14 protein-coding genes are annotated in these 18,065 nt (G+C 31.8%); 6 read left to right on the plus strand and 8 right to left on the minus strand.

Annotation, left to right across the window (positions count from 1 at the left end; all coding sequences use genetic code 11):
- The first annotated feature begins 6 nt into the window (after positions 1-6).
- From ACJJVO_RS15155 to ACJJVO_RS15170, 4 genes are all read left to right on the plus strand, one after another.
- Entirely contained in the window at positions 7-1,530 is a 1,524-nt protein-coding gene (locus ACJJVO_RS15155) for a sulfatase-like hydrolase/transferase (RefSeq protein WP_405575620.1), read from the plus strand.
- Positions 1,531-1,554: 24 nt separating this feature from the next.
- Entirely contained in the window at positions 1,555-3,393 is a 1,839-nt protein-coding gene (locus ACJJVO_RS15160; protein WP_405575622.1) for a sulfatase, read from the plus strand.
- Between the two features lie 374 nt (positions 3,394-3,767).
- A complete protein-coding gene (locus tag ACJJVO_RS15165; RefSeq protein WP_405575624.1) occupies positions 3,768-5,720 on the plus strand; it encodes a T9SS type A sorting domain-containing protein in 1,953 nt (650 codons plus the stop codon).
- A gap of 224 nt (positions 5,721-5,944) precedes the next feature.
- The gene (locus ACJJVO_RS15170) at positions 5,945-7,291 is read left to right on the plus strand and encodes a sulfatase-like hydrolase/transferase (RefSeq protein ID WP_405575626.1); all 1,347 of its coding nucleotides are present in this window, start codon (positions 5,945-5,947) and stop codon (positions 7,289-7,291) included.
- 188 nt (positions 7,292-7,479) lie between these two features.
- On the opposite strand, the gene ACJJVO_RS15175 is transcribed toward ACJJVO_RS15170, so the two are convergent.
- The 4 genes from ACJJVO_RS15175 to ACJJVO_RS15190 all read right to left on the minus strand — a co-directional run bounded on the left by ACJJVO_RS15175 (position 7,480) and on the right by ACJJVO_RS15190 (position 10,134).
- The gene (locus ACJJVO_RS15175; RefSeq protein ID WP_405575628.1) at positions 7,480-7,944 is read right to left on the minus strand and encodes a GNAT family N-acetyltransferase; all 465 of its coding nucleotides are present in this window, start codon (positions 7,942-7,944) and stop codon (positions 7,480-7,482) included.
- Positions 7,945-8,802 carry a hypothetical protein gene (locus tag ACJJVO_RS15180; protein ID WP_405575630.1) on the minus strand — a complete coding sequence of 286 codons (858 nt, stop codon included), beginning with the start codon at positions 8,800-8,802 and terminating at the stop codon, positions 7,945-7,947. It abuts the gene before it with no gap.
- 69 nt (positions 8,803-8,871) lie between these two features.
- Positions 8,872-9,684, minus strand: a complete 813-nt coding sequence (gene kdsA / locus ACJJVO_RS15185) for a 3-deoxy-8-phosphooctulonate synthase (protein WP_405575632.1) — start codon at positions 9,682-9,684, stop codon at positions 8,872-8,874.
- A 90-nt stretch (positions 9,685-9,774) separates the two neighbouring features.
- Complete coding sequence (locus ACJJVO_RS15190) at positions 9,775-10,134, minus strand: hypothetical protein (protein ID WP_405575634.1); 360 nt, start codon at positions 10,132-10,134, stop codon at positions 9,775-9,777.
- Between the two features lie 211 nt (positions 10,135-10,345).
- On the opposite strand from ACJJVO_RS15190, the gene typA reads away from it, so the two are divergent.
- Complete coding sequence (gene typA, locus ACJJVO_RS15195; protein WP_405575636.1) at positions 10,346-12,142, plus strand: translational GTPase TypA; 1,797 nt, start codon at positions 10,346-10,348, stop codon at positions 12,140-12,142.
- A gap of 119 nt (positions 12,143-12,261) precedes the next feature.
- Here typA and ACJJVO_RS15200 read toward each other — a convergent pair whose 3' ends face one another.
- The gene (locus tag ACJJVO_RS15200) at positions 12,262-13,209 is read right to left on the minus strand and encodes a glycosyltransferase family 2 protein (RefSeq protein WP_405575638.1); all 948 of its coding nucleotides are present in this window, start codon (positions 13,207-13,209) and stop codon (positions 12,262-12,264) included.
- A 32-nt stretch (positions 13,210-13,241) separates the two neighbouring features.
- Positions 13,242-14,828 (minus strand): hypothetical protein, encoded by a 1,587-nt coding sequence (locus tag ACJJVO_RS15205; RefSeq protein WP_405575640.1) that lies wholly within the window; start codon positions 14,826-14,828, stop codon positions 13,242-13,244.
- A gap of 221 nt (positions 14,829-15,049) precedes the next feature.
- Between ACJJVO_RS15205 and ACJJVO_RS15210 the strand changes: the two genes are divergently transcribed.
- Positions 15,050-15,604: a methyltransferase domain-containing protein gene (locus tag ACJJVO_RS15210; protein ID WP_405575642.1), complete on the plus strand. Its 555-nt coding sequence runs from the start codon at positions 15,050-15,052 to the stop codon at positions 15,602-15,604.
- Between the two features lie 4 nt (positions 15,605-15,608).
- Here ACJJVO_RS15210 and ACJJVO_RS15215 read toward each other — a convergent pair whose 3' ends face one another.
- Positions 15,609-16,760 carry a glycosyltransferase family 2 protein gene (locus ACJJVO_RS15215; protein WP_405575644.1) on the minus strand — a complete coding sequence of 384 codons (1,152 nt, stop codon included), beginning with the start codon at positions 16,758-16,760 and terminating at the stop codon, positions 15,609-15,611.
- Positions 16,750-18,054: a hypothetical protein gene (locus tag ACJJVO_RS15220; RefSeq protein ID WP_405575646.1), complete on the minus strand. Its 1,305-nt coding sequence runs from the start codon at positions 18,052-18,054 to the stop codon at positions 16,750-16,752. Before ACJJVO_RS15220 ends, ACJJVO_RS15215 begins: the two co-directional genes overlap by 11 nt.
- Between the last annotated feature and the right edge of the window lie 11 nt (positions 18,055-18,065).

The following is an 18,065-nucleotide window of genomic DNA, read 5'->3' on the forward strand; positions in this document are numbered from 1 at the left end:
AAACTCATGAAAAAATCTATTCTATACAGCATTTTTATGTGCGCTTCGTTTATAGCATGCAAAGCACAAGAACAACAAAAGAAACCGAATGTCATTTTTATTTTTTCAGATGACCAACGGTATAATTCTCTGAGCATGACAGGCGACCCAATAGCGGAAACACCAAATATAGATCAGTTAGCAAAAGAGGGCATCTTTTTTAACAACGCGTATATTACAAGTCCTATTTGCGGTCCAAGTAGAGCCAATATCTTTACAGCACAATGGGAACGAAAAAATAAAATTGGGTTCACCTCTGTTTCTAATAATGTGATTTCAGAAAAGTCATATCAAGACAGTTGGCAGTCGCAATTAAAACAAGCTGGATATTCCACGGCTTTTATTGGGAAACACCACACCAAAATTGGAGATAAAAAAAATACACCTTTAAATAAAGATACTGACTTTGCTTATTATGGTAATGGTCATTTGGGGTTTTATCCTGCAAAAAGACACAAACAGTTTGCTAACCTTAAAAACAAAACACAAATAGAAGGGTTCTTAGAAGCGACCAAAGCTTATTTGTCACAAGATGAAACCTATGATTACTTTTATAAAAACGCAGACCCATCTATTAAAAATCAATTGAAGAAAAGAGATCCTAACAAACCCTTTTCGGCATGGATTAATTTAAATCTTCCGCATGCCTCTAGTATTGGTGGTATGGGATCGGAAAACACAGATCCAGAATATTATAAAACAAAATACGATGATGTAAAGCATAAAATGGAATTACCAGATGACTATCCTCAAGATATTAGTTTGCCTAAAGAAGTGTATGCAACATCCGATTTAATGAAATATTATGTCACGTCTAATAAAGGCAAATTATTAAATGAAAAGCTAAAAATGGATCGCGCTAATTATGCTATCGATTTAATGGTAGGGAATTTACGTGCCTTTTTACAAGAAATTGGTGAAGCGGATAATACCATTATTATATTTTGCTCCGACAATGGTCTGTTTTTAGGCGAACATGGATTAGGCGGAAAAACCATTTTGTATGATGAATCTGTACATGTGCCAATGATTGTGTATTCCCCATTTTTCAACGATAAAACAAAAAGCAAAGTAGTTGATGAATTAGTGGTTGGTCAAGATATTCCTGCAACTATTTTAGAAATGTGTGGTGTAGAAACACCGGAATCCTATCAAGGTAAAAGTATGCTTCCACTAATTGCCGGTGAAAATACAGATTGGAGAGAAGACATCTTTTTAGAAAACTTATTTACAGATCAAGGTTACCCTAGACAGGAAGGAGTGCGTAGTAAACAGTTTAAATACATTCGCTCTTTTAGTAAAGAAAATGACCGAAATAAATATGTTCCAAATCAATCTATTGAAACGGATGAACAACCGATTTACGAAGAATTATTTGATATAATAAACGACCCAAAAGAACAGAATAACTTGGTTGGGAATAAAGACTATTTAGAGATTTTAAACGTGTACAGACAAAGATGTAAAACCCTTGTATCTGAACTAAATTAGTTTTATAATTAAGTAATAATCATCATGAAAAAAGTATTTCTATTAGGAATGGCTTGTTTAGTTATTTCAAGCAGTTTTGCACAAGAAAGACCAAAAAAGCCAAATGTAGTATTAATTTTAACCGATGATTTAGGTTGGCAAGATGTAAAATGTTACGATATTGACGAGCCTTCTCCATTCGAAACTCCAAACATTGACAGATTAGCTAAAGAAGGAGTTTTATTCTGGCAAGCGTATTCTCCTGCAACGACGTGTTCTCCGTCTAGAGGTGCAATCTTATCTGGCCAACACCCAGTGCGTTTAGAAAGAACTAGCGTAAGAGGAGGTCATCCACCATTGCCTTTTAATCATAGATCTACCTTGATTAGTCCTTGGATGCGCGGTGCTTTAGATGCTTCTAAAGTAACGATTGCCGAATCACTTAAATCAAATGGCTATAAAACAGGACACTCGGGAAAATGGCACGTTGGTATTGCTGTAACAGACTATCCTGAACCTAAAGATCAAGGATTCGATTTTTCAAAACATGGTTTTGGACCTCATAAAAGAATGACCGATCGTACAAAAGGATTTGCAACGACGGATTCTTCAGATCCATTTACACTAGACGAAGATGGTTTTCCTTTTGATGATATCACTCAAGACGGTATTGATTTTATGGACCAAAATAAAAAAGATCCATTTTTTCTTTACTATTGCTCTCGATTAGTACACACGCCTATTCAAACACGTAGTGAAGCTTTATTGCGTAAATACTATGATAAATTAGGTTTAGAGTACCCAAAAAAGAATGATATGTGGGACGAAAAGGGTCAAAAAAATGCCTATTATGCTGCTATGGTAGAAATGATAGATCATTACACTGGTCAACTGATTACATATCTTGAAGAAACAGAAGATCCAAGATGGCCAGGACATATGTTAATCGAAAATACCTATGTTATTTTTACTTCAGATAATGGTGGTATGGAACAACATACAAAAGAAATTATTACAGACAACTATCCTTTAGACAAAGGAAAGATAAATGCAAAAGAAGGTGGTGTAAGAGTACCACTAATCATAACAGGACCAAATATTGCTGCAAATACAGAATCTAATGTTATGGTAAATGGTGTGGATTTCTATCCTACGATACTAAGTTGGACAAACACTCCAAAAGATGCAAATCAAATATTCGATGGTGCTGATTTGTCTACATTACTAGATAAAGACCCAACAGATGCTAAATTAGTTTTAGATCCTGAAACCGGAAAACCAAGAAATACGATGATGTGGCACTTTCCAAACAGCGCTATGCAATCTACATTACGAATTGGAGATTTTAAACTTGTACGTGAATATAAGGCTACTAAAGAAAAAACAGATTTAGCCTTATATCAATTGTACGAAAATGGTTCTAAACGTGTGGATATTGAAGAATCTCAAAATCTAGCAGAAAAAATGCCAGAGAAAACAGAAGAGATGAATCGTCTTTTAACAGAACGATTAGAAAAACTAAATGCAAGATATCCTTATTTAAATCCAACTGGTAAATCTGCGTTACCTAATAAATCTAAAATACCTACTGTTGTTGAGCATGGCATAGATGGTAAAAATGTTTGGTTAAAATATAAAAACAATGGAGCTAAGGTGGTAAAAGCAGAATTAATTTATACAACTAATGGTGGTGTACGTGGTGAAATTTGGTTTCCTGTTTCTATGAATCTTAGAGATGATAATGTTTCTGTAACTTTACCAAAAGGCACAACGCACTATGTTTTTAATTTAATTGACGAAAACAATTACTTAATAGGTTATCCTGATGGTGGCTACCAAAAAACTACTAAAGTATTTGCAACTAAAGCAATTGCCGTTAAATAATTAAAATTATTTCTTATTTAAAGAAGCACCATAGGATTTAATTCTATAGTGCTTCTTTTGTTATTTATTCATATTACCTCAACTATATCATTACTAAAACGCAATTCAGAGGCTATTGAAACCACTATGCAAATCTGCTTAATTTAAATAAATGGTCGATTTAAGTCTCGCTTTGGTTAAAGGGTTGAATTAAAATACTATATATAAATAATAGCACTATTCCACTGTATAACGTAAAATTGGTAGTATAGAGCAATGATTTAGTGAATGAGAGAAAATGTAGTTAAGTCTCTAATCTTATTTTTACATGGTCTTCAAACTATGAAAATGATGATTTATTTGGAGGCTATTAAATAAATTAAGCAATTACCGTTATGTCAAAGTTTTTATATTTTTTTTTATTTTCAATATCATTTGTACAGATTTCTAATGCACAATTTTTGTGGTTAGAAGATGAAACTAATACGCGTAAAATTGAGTTTAAAGCCGAAGAAGATGTACCTACAAATTTAACAGGAAACATTCCAAACCCTAATACTTCAGGAATTAATACACACACTATTGTCTCTAAATTTAATAGAGTTGAAGGTACACAAGATTTTTTGGAATTTAATTTATTCAATTACGTAACAGATTTAACCGATTATACAGTTACGTTTAAAGCCTATATTGATATACCTACTGAAGATCTAACTACAAACAATTCAAAATTAAGAGTGTTTTTTGATAGTTCTGATGAAGGACAACGTGTTTTTGAACAACTAAATTTTACAGTTGGACAAGAATGGGAAACGTTTACGTTTCATTTTGAAAATGTTGTGGTTCCACATGTTGATGGCTATGATCTTATGACAATAGGTTTTGCTAATGGTAGTGTAGAAGAACCAGCCATGACTTACTATATTGATGAGATATACGGATCAACAGATCAAACCGCTACCGTAGGAAATCATCCAGCTGCTTGGTTACAAGGTTCATGGGGAGTTACATTTCCTGTTTTTGGTGGTGAAAGGTTAGATGGAGAAGTTGCTACAGGCCATGACCCATTAGGAGGTGCGCAAGAGGTTGTTGCTGAACTTCCAGCTGCAGGGCACGTTATTACAAACCTTAGTTATTTTGCACACTCTCATTATTTTACAATGAGAGATAATACTAATGTAGATGTAGCTACAGAGATACACGAAAGTTTAGTTCCTAGTGCAGAGAATCAACAAATCATGCTGGACGTCTTGCAAACATTTAAAGATGCAGATAAGAAGATTATTTTGTACATATCTTCAAACTATTTAGATAGAGCAAGTGATGAAACGAAAGCGGCTTGGGTAGATTATTATACAGCTAATTTTAATGGAGATGAATATTTAGCTTACAGAGATTTAGTTCAAGGATTTATTCCTGCGATAGCAGAGTATGCTGATGGATATTGGTTTGATACAACAGGCGCACTTCTTGACGATGGAAATTTAGAAGATTTTGTTCAAATGTTTAAAGATGCCGATCCCGGAGCTGCTATGTCAGTATCTGAGTTTGGTCATAAGCATTATATAGATGGCGTATTAGTTGCCGTTGATTCTGATGGATTTGATGATGAAGATGAAAGCGACTATGATGTATCAAACTTCAGAGGAAACAATACTTCTCAAGATTTTACAAGAGGACATGTCTCTGCGTTAGCTGGTGGTGCTCCGCCAAATTCTTGGGGATACGAAGAGTTTACATTACCTGCTATGGTTGGTAATCCTTGGTCAATGTATGAAAAAAAACAAGTATTAAAACATGCATGGTTTCCCATTAGAGATAAATGGCATGTTAGTTCCGCAAATTTAATATTTGGAATAGAAGATGCTTACAGATTTACTAAAATTCTAATAGATGCTCAAGCAGGCGTTACATTTGCAACTACAATATCTAATGCTAATGCTGATGAAGGCCATATGATGGCTGATGAAATGCTTATTATGAAAGCAATTAACGATAGACTTCTTTCTAGCCCTGTACCCGATTTTGAACCATATGTAAGACCTGATGGGGCTTATCTAGTCGGTGAAACGCTAAGCACTAATTCATATGATTTTACTAATCAATCGGATGTTAAGTTGTATCCCAACCCAGTAGCTGATCGACTCACAATTTCTAGAACAACTACAGATATAAATAACATAACGGTCCTAAACGTACTAGGAACTAAAGTACTGAATAAAACATGGACTAATGGAACGACGACCACGCAATTAGATGTATCTACTTTAAATTCAGGAATTTACTTTGTTAAACTATCGAATGGGAATAATTATAGCATCACTCGAAAAATAATAGTATCCAATTAAAAATAAGTAATACCAAATGAATTATAAAATGAGACTAAAATAATTTGGATTATAGCGTTCACAGACGATTAATAAAATCTAAGCATAGCCATAAGTCTACGGTTCTATTTTATTATGAAGTATGTGAGTGATAGAAGCAAATTATTAGGCTTATTTTATGGTTTATTTGGTATAATCGCAACTAATATAATTTTTGATAAAACTTTTTTAAATAAACTAATTTTATGATGAGAAACACAACACTACTTTTATTATTCAGCATTCTTTTTTTAACACAAATAAATGGTCAAGAGATAATTAAACCAAATATTGTTTTTATTTATGCAGATGATTTAGGCTGGCAGGACACTCAGTTGAATGATGTTGGGGATGTTGTTCCTTGGGAAACACCTAATATGTTAGCATTGGCTGAGGATGGAGCTAATTTTTCACAAGCCTATGCTTCAGCACCAACTTGTGCACCGTCAAGAGGAGGTACAATGAGTGGTAGAATGCCTCTTAAAACCAAAATGACTCATGTCGCAGGAGGTCAAATACCTAAAGTGAAACTTACAAATAAAACTATCGAGTCGTATTATCCTGGTAGATTACAACTCGATGAAGTTACCATAGCTGAAGCATTAAATCCTTTAGGATATGTATCTGGTCATATTGGCAAATGGCATATGGCAGCTAATCACAATATTTATCCAGAAGCTGTAGATCAAGGGTTTGATTACCAAGACACTGATAGAGGAATTACGAGATCCATGGGAGACCGATCAGTTGATTTTGCTACAGATGCTGTAGATGATCCTTATCGGTTAGATGCAGATGGAAGACCTTATGACGCTGTAACAGAACTAGCATTGGATTTTATGGATGATAACAAAGAGGAACCCTTTTTTCTATACATGGCTCACTGGTTAGTTCACTCACCAATACAAACAAGAGATTTAGCATTACTAGAATATTATTGTGATAAATTAGGAATTCCTGTGCCTACAACCGATGCAAATATTACCACTCCAGGCCAAACAAATCCCTATTACGGAGCGATGATTGCGAGTTTAGATTGGAGTTTAGGGAGAGTAGTAGATTATTTAAAAGTTACTGATGATCCAAGAAATCCAGGGATGAAATTATTTGATACAACGTATATCATATTTGCGTCAGATAATGGAGGTGCAGAAAATCATGGATCAGAAATTATAACAGATAACTTTCCTTTAGATTTAGGGAAAACCCACACCAAAGAAGGCGGTTTGCGTACGCCATTTGTTATAACTGGACCTGGTATTGTAGAAAATCAAGTATATGATAACATAGTTTCTCATTTAGATTTTTATCCTACAATTATGGAGGTTAATGAAACTTGGAACATAGAAGGTATTGGAAGTAATGCAAAAATTTATATATTTGACCGTTATGGAAAGCTGTTGAAACAATTGAGTCCTGATGGAAACGGTTGGGACGGTACCTACAATGGTAATGCAATGCCAACCAGTGGCTATTGGTTTACAGTAGAGTATGACGAACCTTTAACAGGAGTCCGTAAAGAATTTAAAGCCCATTTCACCTTGAAACGATAAAGAGGTGAATTTCTAAAATAGAAAGCCTGAGCATATTAATATGCTCAGGCTTTTTTTTATATGTTTTTTTGAACTCAGTTAAATAATAATGGTCAAGAAGACTATTCTGAGTTTCAGAATGAAATAATTATTAGAATAAATATTAAGGAGGATTTTTGAATTTATATAAAATCCATATGTAGTGTTATTTAAAACACTTTCTCTACTAAATAATTTTCAAAAGTAAGACCTTTAAAATTCTTCTTTTGTTTCTTTATTATTTCATAATACTTATTGTCAAAAAACGGTAAAGCTGTTTTGCTTACATCAGATTTTATAACTTCAAAATCATTCATCATAACTTGAGATTCTATGATGCGCAATAGTTTAGAACCAATACCTTGACGTTGGTAGTCTTTGTGAACAAATAAGCCATCAAAATAATTACCATTTTTTAAATAGGCAAAACCAACTATTGTTGCGCCAATTTCAGCAAGAATAAAATATTGTTTGTTAATTCGTGTTTCCCATACGTCAATATCATCAGCTTCAGAAGCCCAAATACTGATATGTTTTTCTGAGTAATCTTTGGTATTAATATGTGTAATTGTATTTCTGAAAAGTGCTGTAATTTCTGGAATGTCTGTTATTTCAGCTTGTCTAATTTGTATCATTTATAATTTAAAAATACCACCAAATGAAATGACACGTTGAAAAAAGTAAAAGCTTTGCTCTGCGTGCTCTGATGTGTTGCTTGTTGTTCTTATGTCTTGCATGTTTATGTAGCCTCCTTTAGCATCTAATTGGATGAAAAAATGCTTTAGTACCAAAAGGTTTAATCCAATATTTGCAGATAATCCATAGCCAGATACATGGAACTCGTCGTATCTCTCTTTTTCTAAAAGTGTCGTATTTGTTTTTGGATATAATACTCCAGCTCCAAGGCCTTCTGTTATATTTATTTGAAAAACATCTGTATTTTGAATTCCGAATATTGAAGAAATATCATCAAATCTGGCAAACTCCGCATAAACATAATTAAGACCATTTGTGTGTTCAAATTTTAACATATCCGAAGAGATAAAAACGGGTTCATTATTATACACACCATTATAAATGCTTCCAGATTCATCCGTAGGCAAATCAATATAGCCATTAATAGTTCTATTTCTATTTCTATGCATTACATATTTCATATGATCTACTCCGAACGCTACAGTGTAATGATCTGATATAAAATAACCAAGTTTAAAATTCGTTTGCGGAATGGTCATCCTAGTTGGATTTATATAATCTACATGCCAACCTTTTGGTTTATCTTTTGCAGTTGCATCTTTAATTGTAAAGTCGTAACCGTCTCCTTTAAACCTTATATCTGATTTTGAATAAGAATCCCTATTGCCACCCCAACTAACAAAGAATTTACCTTTGTTGGAAGATGTGTACTTTAAAGTTTCTTGTGCTTGAGCATATGAAATTGACGAAAAAAACGCGAGTCCTAATACTAGGATAATCTTAATATATTGAGTCATATTTATCTTATGAAAAACTAACAGACGTAAGAGTAATTACTTACTTACATAATAGATCTAGAAAAAATATTAAAATGAATTAATTGTTTTTCTTATGGCAACTAAATTGGTGAGTAAACTTTCCAAGTTATCTAAATGTAACATATTGGCACCATCGCTTTTTGCGTTTGCAGGATCAAAGTGTGTTTCTATAAATAAACCATCAACGTTATTAACTATTCCAGCTCTTGCTATAGTTTCTATCATATCAGGTCGTCCACCAGTAACTCCAATGCTTTGATTTGGCTGTTGTAAAGAATGGGTGACATCTAAGATGGTTGGAGCATATTTACGCATTGTTGGGATGCCTCTAAAGTCTACAATCATATCTTGGTAGCCAAACATGGTGCCTCTATCTGTAATCCATGCTTTTTCGTTACCAGCATCTTTTACTTTTTGTACAGCATGTTTCATTGCTTCAGGACTCATGAATTGTCCTTTCTTTAAATTAACAACTTTGCCAGTTTCAGCAGCAGCAACTACCAAATCGGTTTGTCTTACTAAAAATGCAGGAATTTGTAACACATCTACATATTCTGCAGCCATTGCCGCATCAGATGCTTCGTGTATGTCTGTCACTGTAGGTAGGTCAAAAGTTTCAGAAACTTTTCTTAATATTTTTAAAGCTTTTTCATTGCCAATACCAGTAAAACTATCAATTCTACTTCGGTTGGCTTTTTTAAAACTGCCTTTAAATATGTATGGAATTTCGAGTTTATCGGTAATCGTTATTACTTTTTCAGCAATACGTAATGCCATGTCTTCGCCTTCAATGGCACATGGACCACAAAGTAGAAAGAAGTTATTAGATTCGGTGTGTTTTAATTTTGGGATAGTAATCAAAGTTTCTGACTTAAATTGTTAGGCCGCAAAGATACAATTATCAAAGCTTAGTTGAAACAATGTTTTATATATTCAGTTTTCTATTTGATTTTAAAACAACTTTCTAATACTATTTCGCACCATCCACAGGGACATTATAAAATTTCCTACAACTAAAATTCCACCAAAGAACAATATTTTTTTTGATGATTCTGTCCAATGAATGATGTTTAATAAATCAAATAAATAGGCTAGAATTAAGTAAGACGATAAGCAAACAAAAACAATTCCTAAAGAAAAATTTAATTTTCTGCTTGGCTTAATTAATTGCCACAAAAATGGAATTCCAAATAATAATATAGGATAAGCTGAAATACCTTCGAGTTTATTTATAGTTGTAAACCAATATGTAATTACCGACAAAAAATAGAGGTAAGGGATAAACTTCGTGTATTTGCTAATGGTATGCATCTGCTAATTATTAAGGGTTCAGATTGGTCTGCAAAAAATAAAGTTGTAACAGCTAATTAGAGTTGAATTTTTTAAATATACTTTGCGCTATGTATCAATAATTTAACGAAAGATACAAACTGAAATTACTTGAAAATGAAATAATAACATATTTTTAACGTAAAAAGAAGAATAAGACGTACATTTGCACGCTTAAAAATCAGCATCAGTTATGGCTAATATTAAAAATATTGCAATTATTGCACACGTCGATCACGGAAAGACAACATTGGTAGATAAGATTATGTATCACTGTCAATTATTTCGTGAAAACGAAAATCAAGGAGATTTAATTCTTGATAATAACGACTTAGAAAGAGAAAGAGGTATTACCATAACTTCTAAAAATGTTTCTGTAGTATATAAAGGTACTAAAATTAACATCATTGATACTCCTGGTCACGCCGATTTTGGTGGTGAAGTAGAACGTGTATTAAACATGGCAGATGGTGTTGTATTATTGGTAGATGCCTTTGAAGGACCTATGCCACAAACACGTTTTGTATTACAAAAAGCGATTGATTTAGGTTTAAAACCTTGTGTGGTTATCAATAAGGTAGACAAAGAAAACTGTACTCCAGATGAAGTACATGAAAAAGTTTTTGATCTTATGTTTGAGCTTGGTGCTGAAGAATGGCAATTAGATTTCCCAACCGTTTACGGTTCTGCTAAGCACAACTGGATGAGTGACGATTGGAAAAACGTAACTGACAATGTTGAACCATTATTAGATATGGTTATTGAGCATGTTCCAACTCCTGTTTTTGAGGAAGGAACAACACAAATGTTAATTACATCTTTAGATTTTTCTTCATTCACTGGTCGTATTGCAATTGGTAGAGTGCAAAGAGGAAACATTGTAGAAGGACAACAAATCGCTTTAGTAAAAAGAGATGGAACGGTTATAAAAAGTAGAGTGAAAGAAGTGTTTATTTTTGAAGGTTTAGGACGTAAGAAAGTAGAACGCGTTGAAACGGGTGATATATGTGCCCTTGTTGGTATAGAAGGCTTTGAGATTGGAGATACTGTTTCTGATATAGATAACCCTGAAGGTTTAAAATCTATTGCGATTGATGAGCCTACAATGAGTATGTTATTTACAATTAATGATTCTCCTTTCTTTGGAAAAGATGGGAAATATGTAACATCTCGTCATATTAAAGATCGTTTAGAAAAAGAATTAGAAAAGAACTTAGCATTGCGTTTAGGAGAAACTGAAACAGCAGATAAGTTTATGGTTTTTGGTCGTGGTGTATTACACTTATCGGTTTTAATTGAAACGATGCGTCGTGAAGGTTATGAATTACAAATTGGACAACCACAAGTTATCATCAAAGAAATTGACGGTGTAAAATGTGAACCAATTGAAGAATTAACAATTGATTTACCTGAAACTGTTTCTGGTAAAGCTGTAGAGTTTGTAACAAAGCGTAAAGGTGAGTTACTAAGTATGGTGACTAAAGGAGAGCGTATGGTATGTGAATTTATGATTCCTTCTCGTGGTATTATTGGTTTACGTAACCAATTACTAACAGCAACTGCTGGTGAGGCAATTATGGCACACCGTTTTAAAGAATATCAACCTCTTAAAGGTGAAATTCCTGGACGTATTTCTGGATCATTAATATCTATGGAAAACGGAACAGCTATTCCTTACTCAATTGATAAGTTACAAGATAGAGGTAAGTTTTTCGTTGAGCCAGGTGAAAATATTTATGAAGGTCAAGTAATTGGTGAGAACTCTCGTCAAGATGATATGTCTGTAAACATTACAAAAGCTAAAAAGCAAAGTAATGTACGTAGTTCTGGTGCAGATGATAAAGCTAAAATTGTACCTGCAATTAAGTTTTCATTAGAAGAGGCTTTAGAATATATTCAAAAAGATGAATATGTTGAAGTAACACCAAACTCTTTAAGACTGCGTAAAATTTACTTAAAAGAAGTAGATCGTAAGCGTAATAAATTTTAAGCGTAAGTTTAATTTATAATATTATAAAAAGAGAAATACTGAAAAGTGTTTCTCTTTTTTTGTTTAATAGTTTAAGAATAAATTCGCTTTAATTTCAAATTTCAGAAACAGTATAATATTTAATTTTTATAACTGGTAATTTCTCTGATTTTGTAAGGACGAGCATTTTGAGTCTCGTAATACGTGCGCATTTGTAAATCTATTACAATCCCAGTTGTAAATAATTGAATGCCCACAAGAACAAATAACACTCCTAAAATTAATATGGGTCTATCACCAATGTCATTTCCCATAATTTTTTCGATTAATAAATACACATTAATTATAGCACCTAATGCAAAAAAGAAAATACCAATGTTTCCTAATAAATATAATGGCTTTTGAAGGTAGTTTCTTTGAAATAAGATAAGTAAAATATCATTGAAAACTTTAAATGTTCTGCCTAAACCATATTTAGATTTACCATAAATTCGAGGATGATGCTTTACGTTCATTTCCCCAACTCGTGCACCATTAAGATATGCCAGTAGACTTATAAACCTATGCATTTCTCCGTAGAGATTTAGTTCTTTTGCTATGTCTTTCTTAAAAACCTTTAAAGCACAACCATGATCTTTGATATTTAGTTTGGTTGCTTTTCTAATTAAAAAATTGGCAATTTTTGAGGGTAGTTTTTTTATGAAATTGTCTTTTCTTTTGTTTCGTATGCCTACAACAACATCCCAGTTTTCGGTTTGTAGTTTTTGAAGCATTGGTAATATATCTGTTGGGTCATTTTGTAAATCACCATCTAGTGTTATAATAAACTCACCTTCAGCATTGTCAAATCCTGCTGCCAAAGCTGAACTTTGACCATAATTTTTACGAAATTCAATAAGTTTTACCTTAGGGTGATTTAGCTTTTTTATTTCGTTAACTGTTTTATCAGTAGAAAAATCATCTACAAGAATAATTTCAAATTCATGCTCCTTTAAGGCTTCATCAATATTTTTAAGTAAGAGTTGTATATTTTCTTCTTCATTAAAAAGAGGTATGACTAAAGAAAGTAAAGTGTCTTGAAAATTCATAATTAAACTTGTGTTACAAAGCTATCATTTTTTTACTTGGGTTGTTGATAAACTCTAAAGTGTTCTTGTTTTTCCACAAGCTTCCAATGTTTTACCACGTACATAGTAAGTAATGAAGTTTCTTCGTAGTTGTCTTGATGGTTTTCAAAATTCTCAATAAAAATAGTCAAGTTTTTATCCCTTAACATTTGCTCATATTTTTCTAAATTGTCTGCCAGATGATGATTAAAAACCCAATCAACACCAATTGGATTTACTGTATTTGTTATATAATGCCCTAAAGTCATTGATGGTAGAATAGTATAATTATCATATTTATTAGACAATGCTTTCAGTGCTATATATTTGTCAAACGTTTTTTTGTTTGTTTTGATGGTTTTTAAACGCGGAAAAACATCACCTAAAGGATAAATTAGTTTGGATCTTGGTTGTTCTCGATACGGAAATTGGTATCCATAATAGAAAGTACCAACATATAGGCTAGTTATTAATAAAGCTGTCCATTTTCTTATTGAGAAAGTTTCTCCTAGGCATATTAATGCTACAACTAAAATTGATGGTGTTGAAAAATCTATTGGTGTATTATAACCATTACTTATAGAAGCACACCAAGACAATGAAAAGAGCAATATTAAAATAGTATACTTTTTATCTTGTAGAGATTTTATTAAAGAAAAGAGAAAACCTAATATCCATAATAGGTGAATGATACCATATTTTACAGGTTTGTATATACTTTGGTATTTATAGTATAGCCAAACAAGTACTAAAACGATTAATACATTTGTTATTAAAAAGGTGATATGTTTTGAAGTATATTTTTTTGCAAACCAAAAGGCTATTATCGCGACGACTATATATAGAATATGAAATTTAACAGCTAAATAATACGATTTTATACCTGTCTTTACTAAACTAGAACCTGAAGTAAAGCTAAACATTTGGTCAATAAAGGGCTGTAATGCATCTTGTGACCAGAAAAATAAGATATAGAGTGAAGTAAATAATAGTCCGCTAACGGTTAATGTTAAAAAGGCTTTTGTCTCTTTTCTGTAGATAAGAAATAACCCTACAAGTGGTGGGAAAAAATAAAAAGATTGTTTGCATAAGGCTCCTAGGAAAAGGAAAAATGTTCCAATTACGATCCATTTCCATTCTTTAAAGTTTTTAGTAATAAAAAGCAAACCTAAAATACTAAAGAAAAGACCATCAACAGTATTCCAAGGCATTGGCGGATAATTATGAATAGAAACTAAGGCTCCAATAATTGCAATAAAATAAATATATTTCTTAGGCAATTTTAAAAACCTAAAGGCTATTATACTAGCCCAATAAGAATATGTAAATACTTGAAAAAAATATAAGTATCTATTAATTAAATACGCATAATCCTCAGTTAAATAGAGTGGTAGAGAGTGAAAAAATGGGGAAAGAGCAGGTTTTATATATACAAAGTCTCTATGTGGAAAATAACCATTATACATGCTCCAAGATATACCAAAAATGGAACCCATGTCTCCTTCTTCAATGCCATATGGTCCATATACCAAAATGTAAAAAAGTATTAATGCAAAAAAAAGGTACTTAAAAGGATTCTTATAAATTTCAGTAAGTAACACAGGATTTATTTTCTGCTAATATAAAATATTAAGCAGAATTAATTGAAAATAGTTCTAGACATTAAGTTTGTGATTTTATTTAAATATATTGGATAAAAGACTTTATGACTTGTCTTAGAGATATATTTATAATTTTTATTTTTAGTAAGATTCATTATGTTTTAAAAAAGATAAATTACTTTTTTATTGTATTATTGGAGTTGACACAATTTTAAATAGAGATGAAATTTATAGACCGTTTTTTAAGAAATTGGAGAATTAAAATGGTCAAGCCCTATATCAGAGCTAATGATAGTGTTTTAGATATTGGTTGCTTTGATGAAACTTTATTTGAGAAATTGAAAACAAAACCAATTTTATCGAGTATAGGAATAGATCCACTATTACCCCAACCTATAGAAGGTGAAAATTACACTTTGTTACCAGGTAAGTTTCCAGATGATTTAAAGAAAAAGCAGACCTTTGATAGCATTACGATGCTTGCTGTTTTAGAACATATTCCTACAGATGAGCAAGTTCAGCTTAGAGATAATTGTTGCCAATATTTAAATACAAAAGGTAGAATAATTATTACAGTTCCTTCTCCTTTTGTAGATCATATTCTTTGGATTTTGACAAAGTTGAAATTAATAGACGGAATGTCTTTAGAAGAACATTATGGCTTTAAGGTTAAGGATGTTCCTGTAATATTTAATTCTGAACAACTAAGACTTATAAAGCATAAGAGATTTCAATTGGGCTTAAATAATTTGTTCGTTTTTGAAAAAATAAGATGATTTTTTACTTTTTTAAACCCAAAACACTAAAGAAAAAACTAAACAATATGGTTTGAATACCAAGTTGTAAGGAAGTTATAGCAGGAATTATTATTCGTAAAGTGGTACTTTTATCTAAGTGACCAAATTCTGTGTCTTCCCACGACTCTAAACCTTTGAAGCTTAAAAATACGCCTATAATTAAAAGTATAAATCCAAAGATTAATCCTTTTTCGAGATTAATAAATTTAAAAAGTTTATTGTATCGATTAGACTTTGGAAGTAACTCGTTTTCAACTGCAAAAACTTTAGTTAAGCCATAGAAAATAATAAATTGAATTCCCACTAAAAGAAATGCAGAAGTATAAAGTAAAGTGTGTATGTCTAATGTAAAATGGCTAAATTCAATAGGATTTATAACGAGGATAATAGACATTACAAGTCCAATTACAGCCAACAACATTCCTGGATATAAAAACAACCAATTTGGTGCATACAGCATTAAAAAACGCAAATGTCGCCACCCATCGCTCCATGTTTTTAGATGAGGAGCTCTTGTTCTACCATCTTTATGTAGTTTTGTTGGGACTTCAGCAATTGATAAATTATTCAGTTTGGTTTTTACCACCATTTCTGAAGCAAACTCCATACCTGAGGTTTTTAAATTCATGGTTTTATAAGCTTTTTTAGAAAAACCTCTTAAGCCACAATGAAAATCACCAATATTAATTTTAAAGAATAATCGCCCAATAAAAGATAATATAGGATTGCCTAAATATTTATGTAAAAATGGCATCGCGTCTTTTTCAATGCCACCTTTAAAACGGTTTCCCATCACTAAGTCCTTGCCATTTCTCAGCTCTGTCAAATAAGGCATTAGGTTAGAAAAATCATAGCTATCATCTGCATCTCCCATTATAACATACTTACCGCTTGCTGCTGTAATTCCAGCTTTTAAGGCACTTCCATAGCCTTTCTGTTCAGCATTAATAACAATAGCACTAAGAGATGTCGCAATTGAAATAGAACCATCTGTACTGCCGTTGTCTGCAACAATAATTTCTCCAATTATCTGGTTTTTATTAAGAAAAGATTGTGCTTTGTTAATGCAAATAGCAAGTGTTTCCGCTTCGTTTAAGCATGGCATTACAATTGAAAGTTCTATATTATTGCTCACGTTTTAATAGTTTGAGTGTACTAATAAACAACAAAAATAATAAAGCATAGTTGTAAAATAAATAACGTTGTATAGAATGGCTAGCAAAAGCAATAAAAAGGGCATTAGATAAAATAAGCGACGATAATAAAAATAGAATTGCATATTTTTTCTGATAGTAAAATGTTGTTTTTATTAAGCTGAAAAAGAATATTATTACCACAAAAAATAGAAGTAATGGGGAATAAAAACCGTAAGTAAGATTAGTGTAAAAAAGCCGAACCCATTTATTGAAATGAGCTTTAATTAAAGTAAAGGTGTAAACTTTACAAGCTGCTTCAGTTTCAAAAAAAGGATAAGAATTTGCTTGGTTTTCACTCCAGTCCTTAGGTACAGTTTTTTTAAAGTAATATGAAACACCTTCTTCTCTAACGGTTTGGTTGCATATTTTGGGTAAATTTTTATGAAAGAACACATAGTCTTCTTCTGGTGTTTGATTTGGTTTTAATAGAAGATCTTTTTTTGTTAACGTGCTATAACTCATTTTAAGAATTTCACGATAATCTTTTTGATCAATAAGTAAATAATCTGTAGTGTCAGAAATATAAATAGGTGCCGTAGATGCGCTAGTGAAACCTAAAGGTGTGGGTTTAAAAAAACCATCTTTTAGTTTATGATAGGTACGTTCAGAAATGCTTGCAACAAGTATGATACCACAAAATACAGTAATAGTTAATATATGTTTTTTTTGAAAAAGTGATTTCCTATACATTAAAAAGTAGACGCCAGCGAAAATTAAAGTAGAGATTAAGAATTGACTTCTTATTGACACTAATAGAAGAAATATAATGACATAGAGTTTAATGTCTTTTCGTTTGTTTTTAAAAAGAATATTTAAACCAATAGCTATAAATAAAAGATATAACCCATAACCTAATCCTTCTGAACATAAATTATTTGCTATGAGTAAAGGTGGAAAAAAAGGAATCAATAAAATTCCAACTAAAATAAACTTTAAGACTTTGTTTAAATTAAAGATGGATGAAACTTGTTTATAAAAATAATGAACACCAAACAAACTTACTATAGCATGGACGAATACTACAAATTCTTCAAAATATGACCCGAAAACATAACTAAAACTTTTTATAAAAACCACATAGCCCATTTGTCTATATGGCATGGCTCTTAAGTAGCTGTAGGTGTCAAATGAATAGATGTAATCACTAAAAAGGCAAAAGATTAAAACGCAAAAATAAATAACCAATAATAAAAGGTTTTCTGTACTTAGTTGCTTAAATTGTTTAGATAACATTAATGGTTTGA

The organism is Winogradskyella sp. Asnod2-B02-A (assembly GCF_045063645.1).
Taxonomy (GTDB): Bacteria; Bacteroidota; Bacteroidia; order Flavobacteriales; family Flavobacteriaceae; genus Winogradskyella.

What these genes read in the sequence shown, in the direction of transcription:
- ACJJVO_RS15165 (WP_405575624.1), top strand. Translation starts at nt 3,768, where the DNA reads ATGTCAAAGTTTTTATATTTTTTTTTATTTTCAATATCATTTGTACAG.
- ACJJVO_RS15180 (WP_405575630.1), bottom strand. Translation starts at nt 8,802, where the DNA reads ATGACTCAATATATTAAGATTATCCTAGTATTAGGACTCGCGTTTTTT.
- ACJJVO_RS15220 (WP_405575646.1), bottom strand. Translation starts at nt 18,054, where the DNA reads ATGTTATCTAAACAATTTAAGCAACTAAGTACAGAAAACCTTTTATTA.
- typA (WP_405575636.1), top strand. Translation starts at nt 10,346, where the DNA reads ATGGCTAATATTAAAAATATTGCAATTATTGCACACGTCGATCACGGA.
- ACJJVO_RS15190 (WP_405575634.1), bottom strand. Translation starts at nt 10,134, where the DNA reads ATGCATACCATTAGCAAATACACGAAGTTTATCCCTTACCTCTATTTT.
- ACJJVO_RS15210 (WP_405575642.1), top strand. Translation starts at nt 15,050, where the DNA reads ATGAAATTTATAGACCGTTTTTTAAGAAATTGGAGAATTAAAATGGTC.
- ACJJVO_RS15155 (WP_405575620.1), top strand. Translation starts at nt 7, where the DNA reads ATGAAAAAATCTATTCTATACAGCATTTTTATGTGCGCTTCGTTTATA.
- ACJJVO_RS15175 (WP_405575628.1), bottom strand. Translation starts at nt 7,944, where the DNA reads ATGATACAAATTAGACAAGCTGAAATAACAGACATTCCAGAAATTACA.
- ACJJVO_RS15200 (WP_405575638.1), bottom strand. Translation starts at nt 13,209, where the DNA reads ATGAATTTTCAAGACACTTTACTTTCTTTAGTCATACCTCTTTTTAAT.
- ACJJVO_RS15170 (WP_405575626.1), top strand. Translation starts at nt 5,945, where the DNA reads ATGATGAGAAACACAACACTACTTTTATTATTCAGCATTCTTTTTTTA.
- ACJJVO_RS15160 (WP_405575622.1), top strand. Translation starts at nt 1,555, where the DNA reads ATGAAAAAAGTATTTCTATTAGGAATGGCTTGTTTAGTTATTTCAAGC.